Annotated in this window: 11 protein-coding genes; all 11 read right to left on the reverse strand. The window is 43.1% G+C overall.

Annotated elements, in window-relative coordinates:
- Nucleotides 1-46: 46 nt before the first annotated feature.
- The 11 genes from CSUNSWCD_RS06370 to greA all read right to left on the reverse strand — a co-directional run bounded on the left by CSUNSWCD_RS06370 (nt 47) and on the right by greA (nt 11656).
- The gene (locus CSUNSWCD_RS06370; RefSeq protein WP_009495046.1) at nt 47-1108 is read right to left on the reverse strand and encodes an LptF/LptG family permease; all 1062 of its coding nucleotides are present in this window, start codon (nt 1106-1108) and stop codon (nt 47-49) included.
- 331 nt (nt 1109-1439) lie between these two features.
- The gene (pth, locus tag CSUNSWCD_RS06380; RefSeq protein WP_009495048.1) at nt 1440-2000 is read right to left on the reverse strand and encodes an aminoacyl-tRNA hydrolase; all 561 of its coding nucleotides are present in this window, start codon (nt 1998-2000) and stop codon (nt 1440-1442) included.
- Between the two features lie 8 nt (nt 2001-2008).
- Nucleotides 2009-2545 (reverse strand): 50S ribosomal protein L25/general stress protein Ctc, encoded by a 537-nt coding sequence (locus CSUNSWCD_RS06385; protein ID WP_009495049.1) that lies wholly within the window; start codon nt 2543-2545, stop codon nt 2009-2011.
- Nucleotides 2546-2603: 58 nt separating this feature from the next.
- Nucleotides 2604-4865 carry a type IV pilus twitching motility protein PilT gene (locus CSUNSWCD_RS11950; RefSeq protein WP_009495050.1) on the reverse strand — a complete coding sequence of 754 codons (2262 nt, stop codon included), beginning with the start codon at nt 4863-4865 and terminating at the stop codon, nt 2604-2606.
- Nucleotides 4862-5857, reverse strand: a complete 996-nt coding sequence (locus tag CSUNSWCD_RS06395; RefSeq protein ID WP_009495051.1) for a transaldolase — start codon at nt 5855-5857, stop codon at nt 4862-4864. Before CSUNSWCD_RS06395 ends, CSUNSWCD_RS11950 begins: the two co-directional genes overlap by 4 nt.
- A gap of 13 nt (nt 5858-5870) precedes the next feature.
- Nucleotides 5871-6494, reverse strand: coding sequence for a phosphoserine phosphatase SerB (gene serB, locus CSUNSWCD_RS06400; protein ID WP_009495052.1), 624 nt, complete (start codon nt 6492-6494; stop codon nt 5871-5873).
- Between the two features lie 8 nt (nt 6495-6502).
- Nucleotides 6503-7000, reverse strand: a complete 498-nt coding sequence (locus CSUNSWCD_RS06405) for a chemotaxis protein CheW (protein ID WP_009495053.1) — start codon at nt 6998-7000, stop codon at nt 6503-6505.
- 3 nt (nt 7001-7003) lie between these two features.
- Nucleotides 7004-9358: a hybrid sensor histidine kinase/response regulator gene (locus tag CSUNSWCD_RS06410; protein ID WP_009495054.1), complete on the reverse strand. Its 2355-nt coding sequence runs from the start codon at nt 9356-9358 to the stop codon at nt 7004-7006.
- Nucleotides 9359-9368: 10 nt separating this feature from the next.
- Nucleotides 9369-10310 (reverse strand): chemotaxis protein, encoded by a 942-nt coding sequence (locus CSUNSWCD_RS06415; protein ID WP_009495055.1) that lies wholly within the window; start codon nt 10308-10310, stop codon nt 9369-9371.
- Nucleotide 10311: 1 nt separating this feature from the next.
- Nucleotides 10312-11052, reverse strand: coding sequence for a UDP-2,3-diacylglucosamine diphosphatase (locus CSUNSWCD_RS06420; RefSeq protein WP_009495056.1), 741 nt, complete (start codon nt 11050-11052; stop codon nt 10312-10314).
- Between the two features lie 121 nt (nt 11053-11173).
- Complete coding sequence (gene greA / locus CSUNSWCD_RS06425; RefSeq protein ID WP_009495058.1) at nt 11174-11656, reverse strand: transcription elongation factor GreA; 483 nt, start codon at nt 11654-11656, stop codon at nt 11174-11176.
- Nucleotides 11657-11659 lie beyond the last annotated feature (3 nt).

Here is an 11659-nt window from a genome sequence, read left to right on the forward strand (position 1 = left end):
TGTTTAAAAATAGTTAGATTTTACAGAAATTTTGCCTAAATCTCTCTTAACGACTCCCAAAACGCAGATAAAAAGCGTAAGCACCGAGTAAAATAATCGGTAAAAGCACGCCGACTTCGGGTGAGACGACGCCGTTTCTAGCAAATCTCATCATCACAAAAAGCGCGCCCCAGACGCAAAGCGAGGCAATCGTAAAGATAAAGCTTTTTAAGGCGAGGTTAAAAAATCGTCCGGTAACCGGCAAGAAATAGTAAATGATGAGCACCATAAACGGCGCAAAAAACGGTGCGAAAGCGAGGTTATAAAGCGTAGTTTTGGTCGAATTTAGCCCGATACCTTCGTCTTTAAACGCCAAAATGTAATCCACTGCATCGGGAATCGTGATCGCCGAGCTCTCCGCCGACGCGCTTTCTATGGTTTTTGGTTTAAAATTTTCAAGCGTTTTTAGCTCGCTTGGCGTTTTGATATCAAGCCCCTTTTCGCCAAGCTTAATATTTTGCGGCAAATTTACAATTTTAGCATTTTTTAAAAGCCACGCATCGTCTATAAACTTCGCGCTTTCGCCAAAGGTAGCGCTGCGCAAGTTGCTGCCGTTTATGTCAAATATCCGCATGTCTTTAGCCTCGCCACTAATGGGATTTAGGCTATCCACATAGACAAATTTACCTTCGAATTTTAAGAAAATATCCGAGCTCGTGCGCGATAAATTTGAGAGTTTCACGATATTTCGCCCGTACTCGTAAGCGTAGGCAAACGGCGTGAAATTTAGCCCGACGTAAATGAGTGTGATGGCAAGCGCGATGTAAAAAGGCGGCTTGATCAGGCGATTTTTATCGATACCAAGCGCATAAAAACTAACTAGCTCGTTACTGCGGATCATGCTAAATTTGCTCGTTATCAGCGCAAAAATGAGCGCGAGCGGCAGGACGTAGTTTACCGCCGTAAGCGAGGTAAGGCCGAAGTAAAGCAGCTTTAGGTTCGCGCTTGCGGGCATGTCTTTTAGGTTGGTTAGGATGTCGATGCCGACGTAAAAAAGCGTGAGCGCGACGAATAAAATCATGAAATATTTAAAATAAAGCCAGCCGACGTAACGCGCATAAAGGTTCATTTATGGCCTTTTAAATCAAATTTTGCGTACTCGAGTCGGCAAACAAGAGCAATACTCTCGAAAGTATCAAATTTAAACAGCTCTGTTTTTCGCGTGAAATTTAATAAAAATGCAGCTCTGGACAAAAGGCGAGTCTGTGAAAAAACCGTTTTTTTCGTAAATTTTATAAATTTGCTAGTAAAATTTTTAAGTAAATTTATAAAATTTGCTGTAAAGAAGATTTGGCGCACGGTTTTAAATTTTGGCTTTAAATTTAATAGACTTTTTAGTACTTTAAAAAGCTCCAAAATTTGACGAATCACAAAAATCGAAAATGCCAAATTTAACCCGCTCACAAAATGCCTTTTTTTGTTGAGAATTTTTGCGAAACGGCATCGATGTCGGTTTTTATTAGCTCATTTAGCGCGTTTTCACAGTAGTCTAAAATTTTTTCCAGCCCCTCTTTTTCCTCTGCGTTAAATTCTCCAAGCACGTGACCGGTTACAGCGCTTTCGCCTTTGTGCGCGCTTCTACCGATACCAATACGAACGCGCTCGTAATCTGCGCCCATTAACGCGTCGATTGATTTTAGCCCATTATGCCCGCCGTTTCCGCCGCCCTTTTTAAATTTAACGACGCCGAAATTTAAATCAAGATCGTCGTGAATAACGATAATGCGCTCAGGCTTATAAAAATCTGCGACGGCTTTCACGCTTCGTCCACTTAGGTTCATAAAAGTCGTTGGTTTTAAAAGAAGTAGATTTTGAAATTTAAACAGATCGCCTTGAAATTTGACTGAGCTCACATCTGTAAAATTTGAGTTTTTAAGTCTATCTATCAGCATAAAGCCGACGTTATGTCTTGTTTTGGAGTACTCGGGACCGGGATTCCCCAGTCCAACTATGAGTATCAAGGCTAGCCTTATTTAGCTTTTATTACGCCTAGAACCGCTACGCGGTCAGCATCGATAATAGTGACGCCCGCAGGAACGGTTATATCGCGTACTAGGACGGTGTCGTCTATATCAAGGCCGCTAACGTCTATGTCGAATGAATTAGGCAAATTTTCAGCCGTGCATTTTACGGCTAAGCGTCTTTTTGAGATAATCAAAACGCCTTTATTTTTTAGACCCACAGGAGTTCCGTAAGGTTTAACCGGGATCATATATTTTGAGACGACGCCTGGAAGCGCAACCTTCAAATCAACGTGTTTTAGCGCATTTGTCACAGGGTCTTTTTGGTATTCGACTACTACGACTTTCAAGGTTTTTCCGCCCACTTTTACGTCAAACGCAAGGCTCTCTTTTTTGCGAACCTCTTTTATAAAATCATTGATTTTAAAAGCGGCCTGCACGTTCTCTAATCCCTTGCCGTAAATGTTGGCGATTAGATAACCATCTCTTCTCAAGGCTTTTGACGCCTTTTTACCGATACTCTCTCTAACGATACCTTCTAACATCGTTTTCCTTTCCTTAAAAATAGAGGCAGATGATACCCAAATTTATATAAATTTCGCCTTACTTGATATCTTTGAGCGCAATAACTTCGCTTTGAAATTCTTTTAAAAGCTCTACATCCTCTTCGATAGAGGCAACCATCGCTCGTTTTTTAGCAAGGTCGGCACTCTTGATTTTGATATCGAGGTTTTCCCTTCTACTGGCGCTTTTTAGCGCTTCTTCTTTTGTTATGATTCCCGAAGTATACATGTCAAGCAAATGCTGCTCAAAGGTCTGCATTCCGTAGGTATTTTTACTTTGTTCTATCGCGTCGTAAATTTCGCTATCTCTATCTTCTAAGATCATATCTCTTATTCTTATGTTTTTTACCATTATTTCGCAAGCGACACGGCGTTTGCCGGTCGTAGTCACGACAAGGCGCTGAGATATGATAGCCTCCGCAACCGAAGCAAAGGTCATTCTGATTCGGTTTTGCTCCTCTTTAGGAAACATGTTTATGACGCGGCCGATAGTTTCTTTTGCATCAAGAGTGTGAAGCGTCGCAAGCACCAGGTGTCCTGTTTCTGCGGCATTTATAGCAGTTCTAACGGTCTCTAGATCTCTCATCTCGCCTACGAATATAACATCTGGATCCTCACGCAAAGAAGCCCTTAGCGCGTCAGCAAAGCTATCTACGTCTTGCCCGATACCGCGCTGATTTATTACGCTTTTATCATCGCTATATATAAACTCGATCGGATCTTCGATAGTGACGATGTGATAGTTTTTCGTGTGATTTAGGTGGTTTATCATACTAGCTAACGTCGTCGTTTTACCGCTACCAGTAGGTCCCGTTACTAGGACGATACCTCTATTTACTTTATTGCAAAGCTTTTCAATAACGGGCGGCAATAAAAGCTCCGACATCGTAGGAATTTTCGTCGGGATCGTTCTAAATACGAAAGATACGCCATCCATCTGCAAAAAGACATTTGAGCGGAAACGATAGTCGTCGTTTAGCCTATAGGTAAAATCCACGCTCTTTCTTTTCATAAGATTGTAATAATTCGCCCCTAAAATCTCCTTTGCAAGTAGTATCGAGTTGTCGTAATCTAAAATTTGATCGCCCATGGTAAATATCTCGCCGTTAAATCTACCTCGAATAACCCTGTCGGATTTTACGTGCAAGTCGCTACCGCCAAGCTCAATAAGCTTTATTAAGTATTTATCTAGTACGCCCTTCATGGCAATTCTTCTAGCACTTTCATCAGCTAGCATTATTGACGCCCTATCGCCAGGCATTCCAAGACCGCTATCATCGGTCGACAGCCCGATTTCGGCCAAAAGCGCAGCCCTATCTTTACGCTTGGCAGGTCTTGCTTCAGCTTCTTTTGCCGTACTTATCCCGCTTTCTTGCGCGCTTTTGACTTGCACTTGCGTTGCTCCTTTGCTTGTACTTTTATATGCTTGCATTAAATTTGACTCAAAAACTTGTTCTTGCGATTCATGCAAATTTTCAGACACGTCAATCTTCGTGTTTTTCTTGGTATTCCAAAAATCTACATTTAAATTTGACTTAGATTGGATTAAATTTACCTCTTTTGCGATTATATCCGATTCATCTTTCGCTTCTTTATTGTCTCCATTTTGAGATATATTAAATTCGTTTTGAAAAAAGTCTAAAATTTGATCCTTTTCGCTAGGACCTTGCGTCAAATCAACCTCTTCTACAATAAAACCGACGCCTAAATTGTCTAAGCTTGCGCTATTATCATTAAATTTTGCGTCCGGCGCTTTATCGACGCCCGGTTGCTCCAACGCCTCAGCTATCTCCGTTTCATCAAGCATATTTTTTTGTTCAAGCGTCTCGTCTAGAGCGTCTATTTCGCTTAACGCTTCATTGATAGCCTGGAGATTTTCACTCAACTCATGATTTTTTGCTTCTAGTTTAGCGTGTTCGATAGATTCATCAAATTTGATAGGCTCTGCTTGCTCTTTCTTTTTCAAAAGCTCGCCATCTAATGGCTTTAATGCCGGTAGGTTATCGAAATCAATATTTTGTCCAAATTTAAACACGGGCTCATGATCGGTCAAATTTTTATATGCGATTCCGCCTATTTTTTGCTCGTCTTTTTCAGGCTTTAGCTCTATGACTTGCTCTTCTTGCGAATCTTCTTTATTTTTATCTCTTATTTTTTGTATATCGTTTTTTACCGCATTCGCTCTTAGATTTATAATACGCTCAAGTTCGTCGTCTTGAGTGTCAAATTTAATGCCGGAGCCAACCGGTTCATAGTCGGCTATCTCTTCTTGTTCTATCGAATTAAACCCAGAAGACTTCATTTTAATGCTTTCATGATATCTTCAAATGCAGTTACAAATTGCTTTAAGCCGTCGCTTAGTAAGTCTTTATAAACCTTCTCCATATCTATGTCGGCCCTTTTTACTACGCCGAAAAATTTCTCTATACTATCGTCGCTAACGGCGGTTTTAGGTTCGTTTTTGCTCGCGATAAAGGCCTTTATAGTATCAAGCGGGGCCGTATTTATCGCATTTTGATACATCAGCTCTTTTACGTAATAATCCTTTGCTAAATCATCGCCCTTCACCCCCGTACTAGCAAACAGCGCCCTCGTCGTAGGCAAACTTTTATTTTCTATGATTTTATAAATTTTAGTCGCGTTCATGATACCGATTTGTCCCGTCGGTAGCGAGTTCTCGCGCATCTTTTCATCTAGCAAGCGATCAAATCTGCTAACAAAAATACTAATCACGCTCTTTGGTAACGGCGTTAGCGGAAATTTCTTTTCATAAGCCTTTACTCCCTCTTCAAAAGCGTCCAAACACGCTACGGCTTGCTCGGGCGAGAAAATCAGCGTCGCATTTACCGCGATACCGCGCGCAGTTAGAGCGCTCATCGCTTCAAAGCCGGCTTTTGTAGCAGGTATTTTTATCATGACGTTTGGCATGCCGATCTCCGCGTGAAGTCTAGCACCCTCATCTACCGTAGCTGCGGCATTATCGCAAAAGCTAGGATCAACCTCTATACTAACAAAACCGTCGTCGCCGTTTACATAATGCTTCAAAAGTTTTATTGCAGCTATCTTGATATCTTGCATCGCGAGCGTCTCATAAAGCACCTTCGGATATTTTTTACCCATTTGGCTAATGACGTCTTTATAAGAATCCGATAAAAACGCAGCCTTAAAGATGGACGGGTTTGAAGTCACGCCGTTAATCGTGCCACTTTGAAGTAAATTTACAAACTCGTTTTGTAAAAAATCGCGCTCGATAAAGTCGCACCACAATGAAAAATTTATATCGTTATTAAACATTTTTCTCGCCTTTTTATATCAAATTTACGATCTCGCGCAAATCTTTTTTATCCACGCAACAAGTTGCCGCTTGCCTCAAAATTTGCTTTGCGCAAAATGCGATTTTTAAATTTGAATGCTCAAACATAGATAGGTCGTTGGCGCCGTCGCCCACGCTCATCGTCTGCTCTTTTGAGATTCCAAGCAAATTTTGTAAATTTGCAAGCATCGCGCCTTTTGAAAAGCCAAACATCATTTCGCCCCCCACGAGTCCAGTCAGGACGCCGTCTTTGTGATGCAGGATATTCGCGAAACTAGCATCAAATTTGAGCTTTTCTTGCGCTCTATCGGTGCCCGAGTGAAATCCGCCGCTAAAAACTACGACCTTGATGCCCTTACTTTTTAGATGCGCGATCAACTCGGCGGCTCCTGGCATGAGCGGCAAATTTGAGCAAATTTGATCTACTTTAGCAAGCTCAAGCCCCTTTAAAAGCGAAACGCGGCGCGTCAAGCTCTCGAAAAAATCAAGTTCGCCAGCCATCGCTTTTGCAGTTATTTCGCTAACCTCATCGCCCACGCCTTTTGCCGCAGCTAAAAAATCTATCGTCTCACCGTCCATCAGCGTCGAATCAAAATCAAATACACAAAGCTTTATCAAAATTAATCCTAAAAATCACGTTTCAATAGCGTTTCGACTTTTAAAATCGTAAGAATACTATTATCTCTCTTACCGATGCCATAAATCATACCCTTATCTCTTAAAAGCGTTTCAGGCGGCGGATCGATCCTATTTTGCTGTATCCTAATAGCTTCCGTTAGCCTATCAATCACAAATCCAGCAACGTTATCGCCGTCTTTCATTACTATATATCTAGTACTCGTGCTCGGTTTTGCGGCATTTAGAGAAAATTTCTTTCTCAAGTCGATTAACGGGATGACGCTACCGCGCAAGTTAAATACGCCCAAAACATACTCAGGTACGCTAGGCACGCGAGTGTATTCGATGGGCTTAATTATCTCTTGGATATTTAAAATAGGTATCGCATACTCCTCGTCGCCCACGATAAAGCCGACTAGCTGGACGATCTCCTCGTGCTCTTTTTCGTTTGGGTCTATCACCTGTCTTTTTTGTCTTTTTAGAACCTGATTTAGTTTGTCGTTCATGTTCTATCCTATTAGTTTGATATTTTTTCTAACTACGTTTTCAAGGTACTCGGACGAATACGGCTTAGTTATATACTCGGTCATTCCTACTTCCACGCCTCTTAGCCTATCGGCCTTTGACGTCCTTGAGGTTACCGCAATAAGCGGCAAATTTCTATATTTTGAGTACTTGCGAATTTCGCCCGCTAGCGTGTAGCCGTCCATTCGCGGCATTTCGATATCGATTAGCATCGCATCAAGCGCATGTTCGCCAGATTTTACGATAGTTAGAGCCTCGACGCCGTTAGTGGCCTCTATCACCGTTACGCCAAGAGGGGCTAGCGATTTTTGCATTATGGTTCTGTCCATCTTCGAGTCGTCGACGATCAGCACCTTGTAGTCGCTCGGTTTTTCTTTAACGCTTTTTGAGGATTCCATGCTGGCTTTTATGTCTACTTTTATATCTTTTGCCATCTCCATCATCATACCTACGTCGATGATGAGTGTTACGCGGCCGTCGCCTCTTATCGTGGCTCCCGCGATTCCAGGGATATTTTGGAGATAATCACCCATTGATTTAATTACGATCTCCTCTTGTCCTACGAGGCTATCTACGATGATGCCTAGTTTTGCCTCCGCTACGCCGATAACGACCACGTATGTCTGATCGCCGCCGTCAAAGACCTGCTTGACGCCAAAGATATCAGATAGCTTAACCAGCGACAACACCTCGTCGCGTAGTCTGAGCACGTTTTTGCCGTCAATCGTATAGATATCGTCGATCGGCACGCGCACGGTCTCTAAAACGCTTGCTAGAGGAATAGCGAAAAACTCCTCTTGTGCGCCTACTAAAAGCGACTGTATGATAGCTAGCGTGAGCGGAATCTTTAGCTTCATCGTCGTGCCCTTACCCACTTCGCTTTCGATGTCGATTATACCGTTTAGCTTTTCGATATTCGTTTTTACGACGTCCATTCCCACACCGCGGCCGCTTACGTTAGTTACCTTCGCAGCAGTCGAAAATCCAGGCTTAAATATAAGTCCGAACGCCTCTTTATCGCTCATAGTATCGGCTTCGCGCTCGGTGATGATGCCCTTTTCTATCGAGCGTGCCTTTAGCATATCGGCATCTAATCCCTTACCGTCGTCGGTGATCTCGACTACGATATGGTTGCCTTCGTTATAGGCTTTTAGCTGGATGGTGCCTTTTTCCGGTTTGCCAGCAGCTAGTCTGGTAGCGCCGTCTTCGATACCGTGGTCGCACGAGTTTCTTATCATATGCACGAGTGGATCGCCGATTTGCTCGACGATGGATTTATCAAGCTCCGTCTCCTCGCCCGTGATCTCAAGGTCGATTTGCTTATTTAGCTCGCGGCTTAGATCGCGGATCATGCGAGGAAATTTATTAAATACCTTTGCAATAGGTAGCATCCTTGTTTTCATAACGGCTAGCTGTATGTCAGTAGTTACTAGGCTTAGGCTGGATACTACTTGATTTAGCTCCTCGAGGAATTTCTCGCCCTCATATCTCTCCTCGACGTCGTCGTAAATTTTAAGCAATCTGTTTTTGCCAAGCACCAGCTCGCCGATCAGGTTCATCAGGTGATCTAGACGCTTAACCTCGACGCGTATAGTCTGCTCGTCCGCGCTAGCTCCACTTGATGGAGCGGGTACTTTTTTGTCCTCTTTTTTGTTGGCAGGCTTTGCTGGAGCGGGCTTTGGAGCCGGTGCAGAATTTGAGGGAGCTGGAGCTTGCGGCGCAGCCGGTGCAGTAGGTTTTGGCGCTTCGCCTGCTGCTGCTTTTTGAGCGCGTCTTGCCTGATCTTCAGCCTTTCTTACTTTCAGCAGTCTTTCTATCTCGGCTTCGACCTCGTCGTCGCTTAAATTTGACAAATTTTCATCACTAACCGGTTCAGGCTCTTTTGGCGCCTCTACTACAGGCTCTGGTACCACGGGTGCAGGCTCGCTAACGGCCGCACTCGGGGCTTCACCTTCGGATATTGCGGTTAGTCTTTTGCAGATATCGCCTATCTCGATGCCTACGTCCGTATCGTTGCCGCTATCTCTGATACCGTGGAGTAAGCCCTTCATCATATCCACAGACTCTAGCACCACGTCCATGATATCCGGAGTTATCTTTAGTTCATTTCGGCGCGCTTTATTTAATACATCCTCCATATGGTGAGTTAATTTTGTAAGGATATCGAAATTTAAAAAGCTCGATGACCCCTTGACCGTATGCGCAACGCGGAAAATTCTATTTAAAAGCTCTAAGTCTTCAGGATTAGACTCAAGTTCTATGAGGTCATGGTCTATTTGTTCTACTAGTTCGAAGGCTTCAACCAGGAAGTCTTCCATTATCTCTCTCATATCATCCATGATTTCCCCCTTATTTCTTGTTCGCTTCGATCACGCGAAGCACCTCGTTATAAAATAGCGACGCGTCAAATTTGGTTAGATACGCGGCAGCTCCGGCCTCTTTACTTTGAGCTTCGCTGTAGTCGTTGCTTATAGAAGAGTTAAATATAATAGGAATTCCCGCATATCTTGGATTATTCTTTAGAGTCGATGCAAAGCGATATCCGTCCATCTGAGGCATTTCGATGTCGCTCAAAATCACTCTTAAAAATTGACTTAGCTTATCGCCGTACATTTCGTATAGATCTTGCATTCTAGCAAGTCCCTCTACGCCATCTTTTGCTTCGACTACTTTTAGTCCCATTTTTTCTAGCATATCTTTTACTAGTTTTCTTGCCGTCGAGCTATCGTCTAGCACTAGTGCTAAACCGCTTAAAAGCTTACTTTGATCGATCTCTACTTCCATTTTCGGGCTATAAATGCCAAGCTCTTCGACGACGCTTTCAAGGTCAAGTATAAGCAAAACTTCATCGTTTTCGATACGAGTTACGCCAGTTATCTTGCCTTTGTCTAGAGTTCCCGCGTTTGAGGCGAAAGTCGCAGCCTCTATATCCGCCCAACTTATACGCCTGATACGTTTTGCCTCATGAACGATAAAACCTATCAGTATTCCGCTAAATTCGGCGATGATAACGCGAGGCTTGATAACTCCGCCTTTGGGTTCTTTTATCTGCATCCATTTGGCTAAATTTATGACAGGTATCACGACGCCGCGTAGGTCAAAAATCCCCTCTATATACTCGGGTACTCCTGGAAGCTCGGTTAAATTTGGCATCTTGATGATCTCGCGCACCTTAGCGACATTGACGCCGTATATACCCTCATATACATTGTCTCCCGACTGCTTAAAGATACGAAAATCAACAAGCTCCATCTCATTTGAACCGGTTTTTAATGTGCCATTTTTAAGCATTTTAAACCTTTACGCTCTTTCGAGCAAACTTAATATTTTGGTCGTATTCTACTACAAAATAGCTTTGCTCGCATGCAAAAGATGGAATATTTATATATTTTTGTTTACCTATCGTGTACTGTTCGCCCTGGTGATAGTGCCCTTCGATGACAACGTCAGCCTCGTAAAATGCGTTATATCGACGCATTTTTGCCTCGACTAAATTCTTAAAATTCGGTATTTTATAATCCAAAATTTTTCGTTTAAGTTTATTTAAAATCTGTTTTGAGAACTTAAATTTTAAAAATTTATCGAAAAAATTCATCGTTTTTAAAAACCATTTGACGCGCAAAAATCTCAAAGCGTATTTTGAAACAAAAGGCAAAAATATATCTCCATGCGCGATAAGCACGCTTTGGTCGCACTCCGAGGCAAATTTAACCGGCTGAGCGCCGATCGAATAGACTTTGACGTTTTTAAACAGAGGCGCGAGGTTAAAATCGTGATTTCCTTCGAAATAGTAAATTTCCATTTCCTCGCCCAACTCGTCGATCGCGCGGACGTATCGCTCGTAAAATTTGACGAAAAACTCGCACTCGCCCGCCAAAAAATCAAACATATCGCCCATCAAAAACAGCTGCGGCGTCTTTATCTCGCCGCTTTTTAGCGCGCATAAAAAATGCCAGAAATTTTCGCGATTTTCGTTTTCGTGCGAGTCGGCGATAAAGATCGCACTGCTTTTTACGACGATTTGCTCAGGCATCAAATTTTACTTTTTGTAGCGCCGAATTTGAAAGACTCGGCAAACGCCATAGTTAAATTTAATGGCTCAAATTTAACGGCCGAGCTCATAAATTTAACGGCTTTAAACGCGCGCATCGGCTCTAGAATTTGATCGGCTTATAGCTAACAGAGACGATCTCGACGTCGCTTCTGCCGTTTGGCAAATTTAGCGCGACCTCGTCGCCCTCGCTCTTACCAATTAGCTGCTTAGCTAAAGGCGAGTTAATCGAGATGAGTCCGCGCTCTAGGTTGCTCTCAGGCGTACCCACTAGCGTATAGGTCTTTTCTAGCTCGGTTTCTACGTCCATGATGACGACCGTGGAGCCAAATTTTACTTTATCGTGCTCGTACTGGGCGGGGTCGATTACCTTGGCGCGGCTTATTATGTCGCTAAGCTCGGCTATGCGGCTCTCGATAAACGCCTGCTTTTCGCGCGCGGCGTGGTATTCGGCGTTTTCTTTTAGGTCGCCGTGACTGCGCGCGATGTCGATCTCCTCGACGATATTGGGGCGCTCGACGGTTTTTAAATTTTTTAGTTCGTTTGTGATTTTTTCATATCCAAAAAGCGTCATCGGTTCGGTCATTTT

Source organism: Campylobacter showae CSUNSWCD, assembly GCF_000313615.1.
In the GTDB taxonomy this organism is placed as follows: Bacteria; Campylobacterota; Campylobacteria; order Campylobacterales; family Campylobacteraceae; genus Campylobacter_A; species Campylobacter_A showae_A.

What these genes read in the sequence shown, in the direction of transcription:
- CSUNSWCD_RS06395 (WP_009495051.1), bottom strand. Translation starts at nt 5,857, where the DNA reads ATGTTTAATAACGATATAAATTTTTCATTGTGGTGCGACTTTATCGAG.
- CSUNSWCD_RS06415 (WP_009495055.1), bottom strand. Translation starts at nt 10,310, where the DNA reads ATGCTTAAAAATGGCACATTAAAAACCGGTTCAAATGAGATGGAGCTT.
- greA (WP_009495058.1), bottom strand. Translation starts at nt 11,656, where the DNA reads ATGACCGAACCGATGACGCTTTTTGGATATGAAAAAATCACAAACGAA.
- CSUNSWCD_RS11950 (WP_009495050.1), bottom strand. Translation starts at nt 4,865, where the DNA reads ATGAAGTCTTCTGGGTTTAATTCGATAGAACAAGAAGAGATAGCCGAC.
- CSUNSWCD_RS06370 (WP_009495046.1), bottom strand. Translation starts at nt 1,108, where the DNA reads ATGAACCTTTATGCGCGTTACGTCGGCTGGCTTTATTTTAAATATTTC.
- CSUNSWCD_RS06385 (WP_009495049.1), bottom strand. Translation starts at nt 2,545, where the DNA reads ATGTTAGAAGGTATCGTTAGAGAGAGTATCGGTAAAAAGGCGTCAAAA.
- CSUNSWCD_RS06420 (WP_009495056.1), bottom strand. Translation starts at nt 11,052, where the DNA reads ATGCCTGAGCAAATCGTCGTAAAAAGCAGTGCGATCTTTATCGCCGAC.
- CSUNSWCD_RS06405 (WP_009495053.1), bottom strand. Translation starts at nt 7,000, where the DNA reads ATGAACGACAAACTAAATCAGGTTCTAAAAAGACAAAAAAGACAGGTG.
- CSUNSWCD_RS06410 (WP_009495054.1), bottom strand. Translation starts at nt 9,358, where the DNA reads ATGGATGATATGAGAGAGATAATGGAAGACTTCCTGGTTGAAGCCTTC.